The following is a 15,766-nucleotide window of genomic DNA, read 5'->3' on the forward strand; positions in this document are numbered from 1 at the left end:
AGCCGTACAGACCGCGTGCGCGAATCACACATTCGCGACACAGCGAGTCGTTGGCGATGCCCGGACAGGCTACCCGGACGCTATCGAAACATCTGGAAGACTCCGGGGTTTTGACAGCCTTTGCACCCTATCGGGCATCGCTGCGGCCGGCCATCGTCTCGCCGGTGCCCCCAACCCGGCGCGGCGATGGTCCGGGCCGTATCCGGCCCCCGCCTCGCCGGCTGCTTCCCTGCACGGACATGATGGCTATAGTCGCCGCCAGACGCAGTTCAGCGAACGCAGCTCCCGTGACCCGGCGGCAACGAGATGGACCGGATAGTCGTAACGCCCCATATCGCAATCGACGAGAGCGAACTCGAGGAACGGTTCGTCCAGGCCTCCGGGCCGGGCGGACAGAACGTCAACAAGGTCGCGACCGCCGTCCAGCTCCGCTTCGACGTCGCCAACTCGCCGTCGCTCACCGAGTATGTCCGGGCGCGGCTGAAGACGCTGGCGGGCAAGCGAATGACGCGCGACGGCGTGCTGGTCATCGACGCGCGCCGCTTCCGCACCCAGGACCGCAACCGAGAGGATGCCCGCGCGCGGCTGATCGACCTGATCCGCGAGGCAGCCGAGCGGCCGACGCCGCGCCGCCCCACGAAACCGACGCTCGGCTCGAAGAAGCGCCGGCTCGAAACCAAGAGCAAGCGCGCGCAGGTCAAGAAGGGGCGCGGCAAGCCACAGATCGACTAGGGTCCCGCGTCGCCAACCGGGACCGGTCCGACACGGGGGCTGGCCTTCCCGCCATTGCGTGCTAAGTGGGCAGGATCGCCTTCAAAGAGACCCCTCCATGACCAGCCAGCTCTTTTCCCCCTTCGAACTCGGTTCCCTGCGGCTCGAGAACCGCATCGTCGTCAGCCCGATGTGCCAGTATTCCGCGGTCGACGGCAGCGCCACCGACTGGCACCTGATCCACCTCGGCAACATGGCGCTGTCGGGTGCGGCCCTGCTGATCATCGAGGCCACGGCCGTGGAGCCGCAGGGGCGGATCACGCCCGGCTGCCTCGGGCTCTACTCGGACGACAACGAGGCTGCCTTGCGCCGTGTCCTGGAGGCGGTGCGCGGCCAGTCCGACATGCCGATCGGCATCCAGATCGGCCATGCCGGCCGCAAGGCATCGAGCGAGCCGCCGTGGCGGGGCGGGCAATTGATACCGGCCGATCAGGGCGGCTGGCCGCCGGTCGCGCCCTCGGCGGTGCCGATGTACCCGCAGGAGCCGGCGCCGCTCGCCCTCGATGTCGCCGGGATCGAGCGCATCCGCGACGCCTTCGTCGCCAGCGCGCGGCGGGCAGCGGCGCTCGGCCTCGACGCGCTCGAGCTGCATTGCGCCCACGGCTACCTGCTGCACGAGTTCCTCTCGCCGCTGTCCAACCATCGCGACGATCGCTACGGCGGCTCGCTCGACAACCGGATGCGGCTGCCGCTCGAGATCTTCGAGGCAGTCCGCGCCGTGTGGCCCGCCGACCGGCCGCTCGGCGTGCGGATATCCGCCACCGACTGGGTCGAGGGCGGATGGGACCTGGAGCAGTCGGTGGCCTTCGTCCACGCCCTGAAGGCGCGTGGCTGCGACTGGATCGACGGGTCGTCGGCGGGCGTCTCTCCGCAACAGAAGATCACGCTCGGCCCGGGCTACCAGGTGCCGTTCGCCCGCCAGATCCGCGCGGAGACGGGCATCACGACGCTTGCCGTCGGGCTGATCACCGAGCCGCAGCAGGCCGAAGCCATCATCGCGGACGGCGACGCCGATCTCATCGGCCTGGGACGCGGCCTTCTCTGGGAACCCCGCTGGCCTTGGCACGCCGCCGCAACGCTCGGTGGTCAGGTGCGCACGGCAAAGCAGTACTGGCGGTCGCTGGAACGCAGGGCCACGGGCGTGTTCAAGAACATGGAGTTCGGGATGCGGTAGGCCTCGGGCCTCAGGCCTCAGCCCTCAGGCCCACCCCATCGCCCGGAACGCCGCGTCGGCTACGAGTCCCAGGAACAGGATCCAGCCGTAGCCGCGATTGGCACGGAACAGCATCAGGCAGCGGGCGGGATCGTCGTAGCGGAAGGCGACGACCTGCCACACCATGTGGCCGGCGCCCGCGGCCAGGCCAAGCCAGGCCGGCCAGCCGGCGCCGGCGAGGAAGAACGCCACGCCGAAGAACACCGTCGCGACCGCGTAGAACACCGCGATCATCTCCCGCGTCCTGTCGCCGAACAGGCGGGCGGTGGAATGGACGCCGATCAATTCGTCGTCGGCGATGTCCTGGTGGGCGTAGATGGTGTCGTAGCCGATGGTCCAGGCGATGCCGCCGGCATAAAGGGCGAGCGGCGCCCAGGAGAGCGAGCCGAACGTCGCCGCCCAGCCCATCAGCGCGCCCCAGTTGAAGGCCAGGCCCAGGACGAATTGCGGCCACCAGGTCACCCGCTTCATCAGCGGATAGATCAATACGATCACCACGGACGCGAAGCCGACGGCGACGGCGAACCAGTTGAACTGCAGCAGCACCAGAAGCCCGATCAGGCACAGGCCGGCCATGAAGGCTCCCGCCTGCAGCACCGTCACCTGACCCGCCGGAATCGGCCGTTTGCGGGTGCGTTCGACCTTGGCGTCGATGTCGCGGTCGACGATGTCGTTCCAGACACAGCCGGCCCCACGCATGGAGATTGCGCCGATCAGGAACAGGACGATGTGCCACGGGTTCGGATAGGCGGCACCTGCCGCGACCGCAGCGAGCGCCGTCGACCACCAGCATGGCGCCAGGAGCAGCCGCCAGCCGATTGGCCGGTCCATGCGCGCCATCCGCAGGTAGGGCTTGGCCCAGTCGGGCGCGATGCGGGCGACCCAATGGTCGCGGACCGCATCTATGGTGGCCGTCGGATCGCTCATTTCGCCTGGCGGCCCCCTGCCCGCATCAGCCCTTCACTCATCTCGCGGGACGCCCGGGCCGCATGGGTCCGCTTGCCGCGCGGGGTTTCACCGGGGTTTCCCCCGGGTCTAGCTCTCTAGGGTCTCGCTCCCCGGGGTCTCGATCCCTGGGGTTCCGTTGAGTCGCGGCGGACGGTAGACGAGAGCGATCGAAAAATCGAGGCGGCCCGAAGCCGGGCCGGGACCGTCATGAGCAAACCGCAACGGCTTTTCGTCGAGGCCCCGTTGTCGCAGGGCGCGCGCGTTCCGCTGCCGAACGACCAGGCGCATTATCTCCTCAACGTCATGCGACGCGGCGACGGCGATCCAGTCGTCCTGTTCAACGGCTGCGACGGGGAATGGCGCGGCGCGATCCGGAAGACCGGGAAACGCACCGTCGCGGTGGATCTCGCCGAAAAGATGCGCGACCAGTCCGCGCCGTGCGACATCGACTACTGTTTCGCGCCGATCAAGCGGGCGCGGCTCGATTTCATCGCGCAGAAGGCGACGGAACTGGGCGCCGCCCGTCTTCAACCAATCGTGACCCGGTTCACGGTGTCCGAGCGGGTGAAGACCGAGAGGCTTGTCGCCAACGCCGTCGAAGCGGCCGAGCAATGCGGCATCCTGTGGGTGCCGGAGGTCGCCGAGCCGATGGCGTTCGACCGCTATCTCGCCGACCGCGACCCGGCCCGCACCCTGATCTTCTGCGACGAGGCGGCCCCGGTATCCGACCCGATCGAGGCCCTGACCGCCGCTCCGGAGGGAGCTTTCGCCGTCCTGATCGGTCCGGAGGGCGGTTTTGCCGAAGAGGAACGAGAGTTGCTCCTGCGCGGCGAGAATGTCGTTCCCCTCTCGCTTGGACCGCGTGTCATGCGGGCCGATACGGCGGGAATCGCGGCGCTGACGCTGCTTCAGGCGGTCAAGGGCGACTGGCGCTGAGCCCGTCTGCCATTCACTCAGCGAATGGCAACCATCAGAAAGGGATGATTGCTTGTGTGCCCACCCTATGTATTGTGCCGCATCGATCCTATCCCTTGAGCTTTCAGCATGGCCCGAGACCTTGATGATTCCACGCCGCTCGAGACCCGCGACGAGCTGATCGCCTATCTCGAAAGCGGCTGCAAACCGGCCTCGGAGTTCCGTATCGGTACCGAGCACGAGAAATTCGGCTTCTACGAGGCCGATTGCTCGCCGGTGCCCTACGAGGGCGAACGCGGCATCGGCGCGCTGTTGCACAACATGCAGGTGCTGCTCGGCTGGGAGCCGGTGATGGACGGAGACGACATCATCGGCCTCGTCGATCCGACCCACGGCGGGGCGATCTCGCTCGAGCCGGGCGGCCAGTTCGAACTGTCCGGCGCGCCGCTGCATTCGATCCACCAGACCTGCCGCGAGGTAAACTCGCATCTGGCGCAGCTGCGCGAGGTGGCGGAGCCGCTCGGCATCGGCTTCCTCGGCCTCGGTTTCTCGCCGAAATGGACGCGCGCCGAGACGCCGCGCATGCCCAAGCAGCGCTACGACATCATGACGGCCTACATGCAGAAGGTCGGCACGATGGGCCTCGACATGATGTATCGGACCTGCACCGTGCAGGTGAATCTCGACTTCGCCTCCGAAGCCGACATGGTCAAGAAGATGCGCGTTGGCCTGGCGCTGCAGCCGATCGCGACCGCGCTGTTCGCCAATTCGCCGTTCAAGGAAGGCAAGCCGAACGGCTTCCTGTCGCTCAGAAGCGAGGTGTGGAAGCACACCGACGCGGACCGCACGGGCATGCTGCCGTTCGTCTTCGACGACGGCTTCGGCTTCGAGGCCTATGCCGACTACGCGCTGAACGTGCCGCTCTATTTCGTCAAGCGCGGCGAGACCTATCACGACGTCGCCGGCGACTCCTTCCGCGACCTCATGGACGGCAAGCTGGCCAAGCTGCCCGGCGTGCGGGCGACGCAATCGGACTGGGTCAATCACCTGACCACGATCTTCCCCGAGGTCCGGCTGAAGAAATTCATCGAGATGCGGGGCGCCGACGGCGGCCCGTGGCGCCGGCTGTGCGCCCTGCCGGCGCTCTGGGTCGGCCTGATGTACGACGGCACCGCGCTCGACGCGGCCTGGGATATCGTCAAGGACTGGACCGCCGAGGAGCGCGAGACGCTGCGCGACGCCGTGCCGGCGACGGCGCTGAAGACCCCGTTCCGCAACCGAACCGTCCAGGACATCGCCAAGGAGGTGATGGCGATCGCCCATGACGGGCTCAAGCGGCGGGCGGCCGGCTACGGCGGCGAGAGCGACGAGACCCGCTTCCTCGAGGAGCTTTGCGAGATCGCCGAGAGCGGCGTCACGCCGGCCGAACGCATGCTCGAGGAATTCCACGGCCCCTGGAAGGGCGACATCGACCGCGCCTTCGAGGAATACGCGTATTGACGACGGAGGCCCGACGCGTCGCAGCCCTCGAAGGGTCGGGTACGTTCGGAACCACGGAATTCGTCCTCTACGCCCTCACCGTCGTCACCTGGTCGACGAGCTGGATCCTGATCAAGTTTCAGGTCGGCCCGGTGTCGATCTGGCAATCCGTGCTCTACCGCTTCTCGATCGCGGTGGTGGTGATGTTCGCCTGGGTGGTGCTGTCGGGCCGGCGCATCCGGTTCCCCGCCGCGCTGCACCCGCGCCTGATGCTGATGGGCGCGCTGATGTTCTCGATGAACTTCGCGCTGTTCTATCTCGCCGCCCAGTGGCTGACCTCCGGCCTGCTGGCGGTCGTCTTCTCGGTGGTGACGATCCTCAATCCGATCAACGCCGCGATCGTTCTGCGCGATCGCCTCGAGCCGCGCGTGCTGGTCGGCGCGCTGATCGGCGTCACCGGCATCGCCCTGATCTTCTGGCCAGAGGTGAACCGTCCCGAAACCGGCAATACGGCGCTGTTCGGGCTTGCGGCGGCCGGGGCGGGCGCGATGTGCTTCTCGCTCGGCAACATGGTCGCCTCCGGCGTGCACCGGCGCGGCTATCCGGTGATCTCCGCCAACGCCTGGGCGAGCCTCTATGGCGTCGTGCTGCTGGCGGGGATCGTGGCGGGGATCGGCGCGCCGCTGAAATTCGATCCCGATCCCTCCTACGTGGTGCCGCTCGTGCTGCTGGCGACGGTCTCCACGGTCGTGCCGATGGCGAGCTACCTCACCCTGATGCGGCGCATCGGACCGGGCCGGGCCGGCTACGCGACCGTCATGTTCCCGATCGGCGCCCTTGTCATCTCATGGCTTTTCGAGGGATACGAGTGGACGATGGTCGCGCTCGCGGGGCTGGCGCTTGCGCTGCTGGGCAACCTGTTCGTCCTGAGAAAGCCCCGTTCGCGCTGAGACGCAGACGGGACGCGGTCCCGTCATTCCGGGGGCGAAAGCCATGATCGCACGACTGCCATGATCACGCGGATGGCCCTGCTGGCGGTGGTGGCCGCTGTGGTGCTTGGCGGCCCGGCAAGCGCCGCCTGGCGCGTCGTCGGTCCCGGCATCGCCGTGGGCGAAGCGCGCGCGGGCAACGCGTCGCTAGCCGCCGAATGCCTCGGCGACGGACTGGTGCTCGCCGTCTACGAGAAATCCTGGCCGTTCGACCGCGAAGCGACGCTGGACATTGTCGTCGACGGCACGGCCTTTCCCGTCCGCCAGCACGGTTCGGGCGACAGGATCGTCTTGTCGGACGCCACCAGCGAGAGCGGCAATCCCGACACCTCGCCGGCGCTCCGGGCGGCGCTGAAGTCCGGCCGGGAGGCACGGCTCGACGGCCCTGTCGTCAGCCATATCGCGCCGGAGGATATCAGCTTCGGCCTGCTCGGCTCGCAAGCGGCGGTCACGACCGTCGAACGGTTCTGCCAATAGCGCGTCCGGCCCGTCGCCGCACGTCGTCCCATGAAGCCCCCGGCCCCGATCACTCCGCCGCCTCGGCGACCGGCGTCTGCAGGTTGCCGATGCGCGTGACGATATGCTGCGCCAGCGCATCGTGGATCGCCGAGCGGGCGTGCCTGGCGCGAATGAAGCCGATATCGCAGGGCGGCAGCGCCGGAAAGCCGTCGCGCCCGGAGAGGATCCGCATGCCCGAGCGCATGGCGCTTTCGGGCAGGACCGTCACGGCGAGCCCCGCCAGAACCGCGCTGACGAGCGGCGCCGCGGCCGAGCTGGTGTAGGCGACGCGGTACCTGCGGCCGACGGAGTCGAGCGCGGCCTGCGCCGAATTGCGCCACGAGCAGGTCTGCGGCCCGACGGCCAGCGGCAGCGGATCGGCCAGATGCGTGGCATGTTCCTCCGCGCCGACGAAGTTCAGCGCCTCGCGACGGATAAGCTCGGCGTCCATAGCATCGCTGTGGGTGATGATCGCCAGATCCAGGTCGCCTTTTCGCACATAGTTCGCCAGCGCCATGGAGCCGTGGCAATTCACCACCAATTCCACCTGCGGGTGGCTGCGGGCGAACGCGGACAACACCCGGGGCAGCAATCGATCGGCGTAATCGTCGGGGACACCGAGGGTGACGACGCCCTGCAGATCCGGCTCCGCGAAGATGGATACCGCCTCCTCGCTCAGCGAGACGATGCGCTGGGCATAGTCGAGAAGCCGCAGACCGTCCGGCGTCAGGCGAACCGACCGGGCACCGCGCTCGAACAACGCCTTGCCGACCAGCTCCTCGAGCTTCTTCATCTGCATCGACACCGCCGATTGGGTGCGATGCACCTCGTCGGCCGCGCGGGTGAAACTGCCGGTCTCCGCGATCGCCAGAAGGGTGCGCAGGAGTTCGACGTCGATCAGATTCGCCATGGACCACTCCATCAACGTTTCTGATGACAAGCATAAGAAACATTCGCTGGAATAATCAATCCCATTCCACCATTTTGCAGCCATTCGAGATTGTCGCCGGCATCGCGGTGGCCGGGCCGAATCGGGCCGGCCACCGGACGGGGACCATGCGTTCCGCAAGAAAGGAGGCGGAGATGACAACGACATCGGTTTCTCTGGGCAGGAGAAGGCTTTTCGTTGCGGCCGGCAACCGGCTGGTCGCCAGGGCGTGGCAGCTGTGGCGCGCACTGATCGCCCGCAAACAGGTTACGACCCTGCTGGAGGCCGACGACCGCATGCTGGCCGACATCGGGCTCACCCGGTCCGACGTCATCGGTTCGCTTCAGTTGCCGATGGATGCGGACCCCTCGCATCACCTGATCCGGGCGCGGGCGGACCACAGGAGCAGCCGGTCTCGCCGCACGTCCTAGAGGCGGGTCGCAAACCTGATATTCGCAGTCGCAAAAACAACAGGCGAGATTTCGCTAAGCCACTGAGGCATAGCTGGTTTTTGAAATCCGCATAGCACAATTAAGCCTTATTCAATACCTACGTGTTGCAGTGCACAACGAACGTCGCGCCGGCTCTCCGTCGCGGCGTTTGTGCCCTCAACGGTCGGTTATTCGAAAGGCAATGACATGGATATGATCACCTATGCCGGCCATGCCGCCGGTGCCCTCCACCCGCCGCGCACCTTCCGTGACCGGCTCACCCATCTGTTCGTCCGCCTCGCCCGTGCGCGCCGGGCGCGCCGCGACTTCAAGTCCCTGCGCGGCGCCAGCGATCACCTGCTGGCCGATATCGGCCTGAACCGGTCCCAGGTCGACAGCGCGCTGGCGTCCCCGTTCTGGGTCAATCCGTCCGATCGGATCGCGCTTTCCCGTCATCGGCGCGGCCGCTGAACGGTGGGAGCGCCGGACACCGGCCAAACCGCAACCGATTTTGCCGCCCGACGGCCGCGACTGAGAAAACAGTCGCGGCCGTTTGTTTTTTCTCGGCCGGGGCGCGACTGAGGAAACAGTCACGGCCGTTTGCTTTTCCGGGCCGGGCTGCGACCGAGGAAACAGTCGCGGCCGTTCGCTTTTCTAGATGAGGGCGCGACCGAGTAGCCCATCCCGGTCGTTTTTTTGCACGAGGGCGCGGCCGAATAGACAGCCAGGGCTGTTTGCGGCCTGGGAATTTCCGAATGACCCGCGACATTTCCCTTGCGCGGCAAGGTCAGCCCATTATATATTCAAGAATACGAATATGAACGGGTGACCACTATGAATATCGATCGCTTCGTTTTCGCTTTCGCCGGCGCCGTGATCCTCGGCTCGCTGGCGCTGGGCATCTGGGTCAATACCTGGTGGTTCGTGCTGACGGCCTTTGTCGGCTTCAACATGTTCCAGGCCGCCTTCACCGGTTTCTGCCCGCTGGCCATGATCCTGAAAAAGGTGGGCCTCAAGCCGGGCAACGCGTTCGCCTGACCGGACGCGCGCGACTTTCCGGGGGCGCAAGCCCCGGGGCACGCTTCCCTCCCGGGCCGTATCGGCGCTAGTCGTCGAAAAGGCTCGCCTGACGGCCGGGCTTCTGCCCGGCCTTTTTCTTTGCATCGGCTGATTTTGCGTCGGCGGTCTTTGGATTGGCGGTCTTTGGATTGGCGGCCGGCCGGGCCGGGCGCGGCGTCGAACCATCGACGACGACGGGCACGGTGCCGTCCGCGAACCGGATCTCCAGCCGGTCGCCGGTCGCATGCCCCCTGGCGGTGCGCACCATCTCACCCGCCGTGTCGCGTACCAGCGCATAGCCGCGTTTCAGCGTCTGTTCGTAGCTCAGTGCATCGAGCAGGGTCGCGACCCGGGCAAGCCGGTCCTTGCGGCGATCCACCAGGACCGCCATCGCCCGGCCGGCGCGGCTCTGCAGCGTGGCCACCCGTTCCTGCCCGCGCACGATCCGGTCGCCGATGCGTCCGGGCGACAGCCGTCCCGAGGCGCGGACGAGCCGGGTTCCGTGGGCATGGGTGTTGGCCATCAGCGCGCGGCCGAGACGACCGGCGGCCTCATCGAAACGCTGGCGCGGCAGCGCGAGCAGGTCGGTCAGGCGCGGCAGGCCGCGGCTTGCGGCGCGCAGATGCGCCTTGCGCTCCTGGACGAGACGCAGAAGCCCGGTCTTCAGCCGCTGGCCGCGGTCGGCGACGACGGCGATCAGCTCGGCGCGCACCGGGACCGCCATTTCCGCGGCCGCGGTCGGCGTCGGTGCGCGGATGTCGGCGGCGTGGTCGATCAGCGTCCAGTCGGTCTCGTGGCCGACCGCCGAGACGATCGGGATGCGGCTTTCGGCGGCGGCGCGCACCACGACTTCCTCGTTGAAGCACCACAGGTCCTCGAGGCTGCCGCCGCCGCGCGCGGCGATGATCACGTCGGGACGCGGGATCGGGCCGCCTTCGTCGAGCGCGTTGAAGCCGCGGATGCCGGCGGCGATCTCGTCTTCCGCGCCCTCGCCCTGCACCCGCGCCGGCCATACCAGCACGCGGACCGGGAACCGGTCCGTGATGCGATGCAGGATGTCGCGAATCACCGCGCCCGTCGGCGAGGTGACGACGCCGATGACGCGCGGCAGGTAGGGCAGCGGCACCTTGCGGGATTCGTCGAACAGGCCCTCGGCGGCGAGCTTCCTGCGGCGCTCCTCCAGAAGCGCCATCAGCGCGCCGACGCCGGCCGGCTCCAGCGATTCGATGACGATCTGGTAGCTCGAGCGGCCCGGATAGGTGGTCACCTTGCCGGTGGCGATGACCTCCATCCCCTCTTCCGGCTTGAAGCGCAGCCTGCCGAACACGCCCTTCCAGATGATCGCGTCGATGCGCGCCTTCTCGTCCTTCAGGGCGAAATAGCAGTGGCCGGAGGAATGGGGCCCGCGATAGCCGGACACCTCGCCGCGCAGCCGCACATAGGGGAACGCGTCCTCAACCGTGCGTTTCACGGCGAAGGCGAGGTCGGATACGCTGAGCTCCGGGATATTGCCTTGGGCGGGGTCGGCCATCCGTCCTGTTTACGCGAAAGCGCGGCGGGGCGCGAGAGCCCGACGGACCTCAATCCCTGTCGGGCGCACCACCGGGGAAGAACGACCGATAGGGCCGCGCCCGGCGACGACGCGGGCGAGAACGGCAAGCGAGGGTGACGACCGCCGAACCGCGTGCTAGTCGGACTATCCCGACGGTCGGCTACTAGACGAGGCGAAATGAACGTCCTTCTCATCGGATCGGGCGGGCGCGAACACGCGCTGGCCTGGGCGCTTTCCAAGAGTTCCCTGCTCAAGAAACTGTGGGCCGCGCCCGGCAACGCGGGGATCGCCGAGATCGCCAAATGCATGCCCCTCGACGTGACGGACCATGCCGCCGTCATCGCCTTCTGCAAGGCCAACGATATCGGCCTCGTCGTCGTCGGCCCGGAAGCGCCGCTGGTCGCCGGCATGGTCGACGATCTCGACAAGGCCGGCATCCGCGCCTTCGGACCGACCGCGGCGGCCGCCCAGCTTGAAGGCTCCAAGGCCTTCATGAAGGACCTGTGCAGCCGCTACGGCATTCCCACCGCCGCCTACGGGGTGTTCACGGACGCGGAGGCGGCAAAGTCCTTCGTGCGCACCGAGGGTGCGCCGATCGTGGTCAAGGCCGACGGGCTCGCCGCCGGCAAGGGCGTGATCATCGCCCAGACGGTGGCCGAAGCCGAGGCGGCGATCGACGACATGCTGGCCGGCGCCTTCGGCGAGGCGGGCGCGCGCGTCGTGATCGAGGAGTTCATGGAGGGCGAGGAAGCCAGCTTCTTCGCCATCTGCGACGGTCGCACCGCCCTGCCGCTGGCCACGGCGCAGGACCACAAGCGCGCCCATGACGGCGACACTGGCCCGAACACCGGCGGCATGGGCGCCTATTCGCCTGCCCCGGTGATGACCGAGGAATTGTGCCGCCGCGCGATGGACGAGATCGTCACGCCGACGATGACGGCGATGCGCACCGAGGGCATGCCGTTTTCCGGCATCCTCTACGCCGGGCTGATGATCACCGAAAAGGGACCGCGCCTGCTCGAATACAACGTGCGCTTCGGCGACCCGGAGGCGCAGGTGCTGATGATGCGCCTCCAGGACGACCTGTTGCTGCTGATCCTCGGCGCGCTCGACCAGTCGCTCGACAGCCGCAGCATCCACTGGCGCTCCGAGCCGGCGCTCACCGTGGTGATGGCGAGCCGCGGCTATCCCGGCACCTACGAGAAGGGCACGGTCATCGGCAATGTCGCGGACGCCGCGGCGATGGACTCCGTCGCGGTCTTCCACGCCGGCACGGCGCGCGACGGCGACGTGCTGACGGCGACCGGCGGGCGCGTGCTCAACGTCACGGCGCTCGGCCGCGACATCCGCGAGGCGCAGATGCGCGCCTATGCCGCCGTCGACCTGATAGACTGGCCGGACGGCTTCTGCCGCCGCGATATCGGCTGGCGTGCCGTCGAGAGGGAGACACCCGTGACATGAGCGAACCGCTCGCCGACCTGTTTCCGGGCTTCGAGGCCCGCACCGTGACCGGGGACGGCGCCGAGATCTTCCTGCGCACCGGCGGCGACGGGCCGCCCCTGCTGCTCGTGCACGGCTATCCGCAGACGCACGTGATGTGGCACCGGGTGGCGCCGGCGCTCGCCGCGCACTTCACGCTGGTGATCCCGGACCTGCGCGGCTACGGCCAGAGCTCGGTGCCGGCGACGGTGCCCGATCACGCATCCTATTCGAAGCGGGCGATGGCCAGCGACCTGGTCGCGGTGATGGCGGCGCTCGGACACGACCGGTTCCATCTGGCCGGCCACGATCGCGGCGGGCGCGTCGCCTACCGGCTGGCACTCGACCACCCGCAGGTCCTCGACAGGCTGGCGGTGCTCGACATCGTGCCGACCCACGCGATGTGGCACGAGTTCACGGTCGCCATGGCGATGAAGGTCTATCACTGGCTGTTCCTGGCCCAGCCGGAGCCGCTGCCGGAGATGCTGATCACCAAGGCCCCGGCCGACTACCTCGACTATACGATCGCGAGCTGGACCAAGGCCGGGTCGCTCGATGCCTTCGATCCCCGGGCGATGGTGCACTACCGCGCCTCCTTCTCGCAGTCCGACCGCATTCACGCCTGCTGCGAGGACTACCGTTCCGGCCAGACCTACGACCTCGCCGCCGACGAGGCCGACGTCGCCGCGGGCAGGACGATCGCCGCGCCGCTGCTCGCCCTGTGGGGCAACGCCGGCATTCCCGGAGAGACGCGCGGCCCGCTCGACATCTGGCGCGACTGGGCCGATGACGTTACCGGGATCGGCATCGACTCCGGCCACTTCGTCTGCGAAGAAAATCCGGACGCGGCGACACAGGCACTGCTCGATTTTTTCCGGGGAGGATCATGAGCGAACAGACGATCGACCGGCAGACCGCCTTCAGCGGCACCAAGGACGTCGCCGAGGCCCTGGCCTTCGACGAAAAGCGGCTGGCGGCCTGGCTCGAAGCCCATGTGCCGGAGTTCAAGGGGCCGCTGACAGCGAAGCAGTTCAAGGGCGGACAGTCGAACCCGACCTACATGATCGAGGCCGCCTCGGGCCGCTACGTGCTGCGGCGCAAGCCGCCGGGCAAGCTGTTGCCGTCGGCGCACGCGGTCGATCGCGAATACCGGGTGCTGAGCGCGCTGCACAGCGTCGGCTTCCCCGTCGCCCGGCCGCTGATCCTGTGCGACGACGACGAGGTCGTCGGCACGATGTTCTACCTGATGGATTTCGTCGGCGGCCGTGTCTACTGGGTGCCGAGCCTGCCCGACTGCGACAACGCCGAACGCGCGGCGATCTACGACGCGATGAACGCGACGATCGCGCAGTTGCACACGATCGACTACGAGGCGGTGGGCCTCGGCGATTTCGGCAAGCCGGCCGGCTACGTGTCGCGCCAGATCAAGCGCTGGTCGGACCAGTACCGCGCCTCCGAGACCCAGGAGATCGCCGAAATGGAACGGCTGATCGACTGGCTGCCCGGCGCGACGCCGCCGGATACCGGCGCCTCCATCGTCCACGGCGATTTCCGCCTCGACAACATGATCCTGGCGCCGGACTCCCCGAAGGTGCTGGCCGTGCTCGACTGGGAACTCGCCACGCTCGGCGACCCGATCGGCGATTTCACCTATCACCTGATGCAATGGCACATGCCGACGTCACGCTTCGGGTCGGGAACCGGCAGCCTGGTCGATGTCGACCTGCCCTCGCTCGGCATCCCGACGCTCGACGACTATGTCGCCCGCTACTGCGAGCGCACCGGCCGGGACGGCATTCCGAACCTCGATTTCTACTTCGCCTATAACTTCTTCCGGCTGGCGGCGATCCTGCAGGGCATCGTCGGGCGGGTGCGCGACGGCACCGCGACCAACGAGAACGCGGCGGCGATGGCGAGCCAGGTGAGACCGCTCGCCGAGACCGCCTGGGGCTTCGCCGAGCGCGCGGGCGCGCGCTGACCATGGCGCACAAGCCCCGGCCCCATCATGGTGATTCGACGATTGGGGGGCCGAGGATCGGGCTGGCACTCGGCGGCGGCGGGGCACGCGGGCTCGCGCACATCCCGGTGCTTGAAGCCTTCGACGAGCTCGGCATCAGGCCGTACCGCGTCGTCGGCACTTCGATCGGGGCGATCGTCGGGGCGGCTTATTGCTCCGGCATCCCGGCCGCCGATCTGCGCGACTACACGCTGTCCGTCTTCAAGCACCGCGGCGAGGTGCTGTCGCGGTTGTGGAAGCTGCGGCGCGAGCGCTTCAGCGACCTGCTGACGCCGAGCCTCGGCAATCCGGTGCAGCTCAACGCGCAGAAGCTCCTCGACCTGTTCCTGCCCGAGGGCGTGGCGACCGACTTCAAGGATCTGGAGATCCCGCTCTCGGCGGTGGCGACGGACTTCTACTCCGGCAAGGCCGTCGCGCTGTCGTCCGGCGACCTTCGCCTCGCCGTGTCCGCCTCGATGGCGATACCGATGGTGTTCCGCCCCGTCGTCGTAGACAAACGGGTGATGGTCGACGGGGGCGTCACCGAGCCGCTGCCGTTCGGGTTCTTCGGCAAGGACGTCGACGTGGTCGCGGCGGTCGATGTGATCAACATGCCCAGGGGCGATGCCGGCCGCGTGCCCACCCCCTACGAGTCGATCTTCGGGTCGACGCAGATCCTGATGCAGAGCGTGATCGCCGACCGGCTCACGCACAAGGGACCGGACATCCTGATCCGCCCGAACATCACCCTGTTCCGCGTGCTCGATTTCCTCAAGGCCCGCGCCATCGTCAGGGCGGCGGAGCCGGCGAAGGACGAAATGAAGCGGGCGCTCGAGACGACGCTTAGGCGGTTCTGACTATCGCCCCGGCGGTCTCGGCCTACTGGCAGTACTGCCTGAAGCCCTCTGCGTCGACATAGGTGCCCGTCTGGGCGTCGTAGTTTGGGTATTTCGACGCGCAGTAGGCGTGCCACTCCGGCGGATAGACGCCGGCCGTGACCGGGAAGCTCGGCGCTGGCATCGCCGGATTGGCGACGGGGCGCGACGGCGGCACGATGGTGACGGACGACGGCGGCGCGGTGGGTTGGGGCCGGGGCTGCGCTTGCGGCTGGCCGAGCGCGTTGCCGATGGCCTGGCCGGCGACGATTCCCGCGGCCGCGCCGGCCGCGGCCGCGGCGGCATCGTTGCGGAAGCCCGGATCGGGGTGCAGTCCGGGATTCCAGGGGCGCGCCGATACGCCGCCCGCGCGCCACTCCTGCGCAATCGACACCGACGGCGACACCGACGGCGACACCGACACCAGGACGGCGGCGCAGGTCACGGTCGCCAACCCTGCCGTCACAACGCCGCGTACGATCCGTTTCGCAGCCATCGCAGCTCCTTCCGCATGCCTCCCCCGCGCCGGATCGAAAGCCCGCCTCGACGGCCCGCAATCCCGCGCGTTCGGTGTCCAACCTACCGCGAATCCTTGAACCCGCTGTGAATCGGCACCGTCAGACTGCATCCGGA

At 68.1% G+C, this 15,766-nt stretch carries 17 protein-coding genes; 13 read left to right on the forward strand and 4 right to left on the reverse strand.

All coding sequences use genetic code 11. The features are described from left to right. Positions 1 to 306: 306 nt before the first annotated feature. Entirely contained in the window at positions 307 to 732 is a 426-nt protein-coding gene (gene arfB / locus MUB46_RS00680) for an alternative ribosome rescue aminoacyl-tRNA hydrolase ArfB (RefSeq protein ID WP_261613932.1), read from the forward strand. A 97-nt stretch (positions 733 to 829) separates the two neighbouring features. Further along, on the forward strand, positions 830 to 1,945 hold the full coding sequence (locus tag MUB46_RS00685) for an NADH:flavin oxidoreductase/NADH oxidase (RefSeq protein ID WP_261613933.1): 1,116 nt from the start codon (positions 830 to 832) through the stop codon (positions 1,943 to 1,945). Positions 1,946 to 1,969: 24 nt separating this feature from the next. Here the strand turns inward: MUB46_RS00685 and ubiA are convergent, their stop codons facing one another. Continuing rightward, on the reverse strand, positions 1,970 to 2,911 hold the full coding sequence (gene ubiA, locus MUB46_RS00690) for a 4-hydroxybenzoate octaprenyltransferase (protein ID WP_261613934.1): 942 nt from the start codon (positions 2,909 to 2,911) through the stop codon (positions 1,970 to 1,972). Positions 2,912 to 3,139: 228 nt separating this feature from the next. Here ubiA and MUB46_RS00695 point away from each other — a divergent pair, with 228 nt between their 5' ends. The 4 genes from MUB46_RS00695 to MUB46_RS00710 all read left to right on the forward strand — a co-directional run bounded on the left by MUB46_RS00695 (position 3,140) and on the right by MUB46_RS00710 (position 6,792). After that, positions 3,140 to 3,868, forward strand: a complete 729-nt coding sequence (locus tag MUB46_RS00695; RefSeq protein ID WP_261613935.1) for a 16S rRNA (uracil(1498)-N(3))-methyltransferase — start codon at positions 3,140 to 3,142, stop codon at positions 3,866 to 3,868. A gap of 108 nt (positions 3,869 to 3,976) precedes the next feature. After that, positions 3,977 to 5,347: a glutamate--cysteine ligase gene (locus MUB46_RS00700; protein ID WP_261613936.1), complete on the forward strand. Its 1,371-nt coding sequence runs from the start codon at positions 3,977 to 3,979 to the stop codon at positions 5,345 to 5,347. Beyond that, positions 5,344 to 6,276, forward strand: coding sequence for a DMT family transporter (locus MUB46_RS00705; protein WP_261613937.1), 933 nt, complete (start codon positions 5,344 to 5,346; stop codon positions 6,274 to 6,276). Before MUB46_RS00700 ends, MUB46_RS00705 begins: the two co-directional genes overlap by 4 nt. 60 nt (positions 6,277 to 6,336) lie before the next feature. Then, positions 6,337 to 6,792 carry a hypothetical protein gene (locus tag MUB46_RS00710; protein ID WP_261613938.1) on the forward strand — a complete coding sequence of 152 codons (456 nt, stop codon included), beginning with the start codon at positions 6,337 to 6,339 and terminating at the stop codon, positions 6,790 to 6,792. 49 nt (positions 6,793 to 6,841) lie between these two features. On the opposite strand, the gene MUB46_RS00715 is transcribed toward MUB46_RS00710, so the two are convergent. Then, on the reverse strand, positions 6,842 to 7,723 hold the full coding sequence (locus MUB46_RS00715; RefSeq protein WP_261613939.1) for a LysR substrate-binding domain-containing protein: 882 nt from the start codon (positions 7,721 to 7,723) through the stop codon (positions 6,842 to 6,844). A 173-nt stretch (positions 7,724 to 7,896) separates the two neighbouring features. Between MUB46_RS00715 and MUB46_RS00720 the strand changes: the two genes are divergently transcribed. The 3 genes from MUB46_RS00720 (at position 7,897) to MUB46_RS00730 (ending at position 9,210) form a co-directional block, all read left to right on the forward strand. Then, positions 7,897 to 8,172 (forward strand): DUF1127 domain-containing protein, encoded by a 276-nt coding sequence (locus tag MUB46_RS00720; RefSeq protein WP_261613940.1) that lies wholly within the window; start codon positions 7,897 to 7,899, stop codon positions 8,170 to 8,172. Positions 8,173 to 8,379: 207 nt separating this feature from the next. Beyond that, a complete protein-coding gene (locus tag MUB46_RS00725) occupies positions 8,380 to 8,643 on the forward strand; it encodes a YjiS-like domain-containing protein (RefSeq protein ID WP_261613941.1) in 264 nt (87 codons plus the stop codon). A gap of 363 nt (positions 8,644 to 9,006) precedes the next feature. Beyond that, positions 9,007 to 9,210, forward strand: a complete 204-nt coding sequence (locus MUB46_RS00730) for a YgaP family membrane protein (RefSeq protein ID WP_261613942.1) — start codon at positions 9,007 to 9,009, stop codon at positions 9,208 to 9,210. A 67-nt stretch (positions 9,211 to 9,277) separates the two neighbouring features. Here the strand turns inward: MUB46_RS00730 and xseA are convergent, their stop codons facing one another. Beyond that, positions 9,278 to 10,762, reverse strand: coding sequence for an exodeoxyribonuclease VII large subunit (gene xseA, locus MUB46_RS00735; protein ID WP_261613943.1), 1,485 nt, complete (start codon positions 10,760 to 10,762; stop codon positions 9,278 to 9,280). Positions 10,763 to 10,960: 198 nt separating this feature from the next. Between xseA and purD the strand changes: the two genes are divergently transcribed. The 4 genes from purD to MUB46_RS00755 are packed head-to-tail and all read left to right on the forward strand — an operon-like array spanning position 10,961 to position 15,115. Continuing rightward, positions 10,961 to 12,244 carry a phosphoribosylamine--glycine ligase gene (gene purD / locus MUB46_RS00740; protein WP_261613944.1) on the forward strand — a complete coding sequence of 428 codons (1,284 nt, stop codon included), beginning with the start codon at positions 10,961 to 10,963 and terminating at the stop codon, positions 12,242 to 12,244. After that, complete coding sequence (locus MUB46_RS00745; RefSeq protein ID WP_261613945.1) at positions 12,241 to 13,152, forward strand: alpha/beta fold hydrolase; 912 nt, start codon at positions 12,241 to 12,243, stop codon at positions 13,150 to 13,152. Before purD ends, MUB46_RS00745 begins: the two co-directional genes overlap by 4 nt. Beyond that, a complete protein-coding gene (locus tag MUB46_RS00750) occupies positions 13,149 to 14,240 on the forward strand; it encodes a phosphotransferase family protein (protein WP_261613946.1) in 1,092 nt (363 codons plus the stop codon). The genes MUB46_RS00745 and MUB46_RS00750 overlap by 4 nt, the downstream gene beginning before the upstream one ends. 2 nt (positions 14,241 to 14,242) lie before the next feature. Beyond that, complete coding sequence (locus MUB46_RS00755; protein WP_261613947.1) at positions 14,243 to 15,115, forward strand: patatin-like phospholipase family protein; 873 nt, start codon at positions 14,243 to 14,245, stop codon at positions 15,113 to 15,115. 22 nt (positions 15,116 to 15,137) lie between these two features. On the opposite strand, the gene MUB46_RS00760 is transcribed toward MUB46_RS00755, so the two are convergent. Beyond that, a complete protein-coding gene (locus MUB46_RS00760; protein WP_261613948.1) occupies positions 15,138 to 15,629 on the reverse strand; it encodes a BA14K family protein in 492 nt (163 codons plus the stop codon). Positions 15,630 to 15,766: the final 137 nt, after the last annotated feature.

The organism is Microbaculum marinisediminis, from assembly GCF_025397915.1.
Lineage (GTDB): Bacteria > Pseudomonadota > Alphaproteobacteria > Rhizobiales > Tepidamorphaceae > Microbaculum > Microbaculum marinisediminis.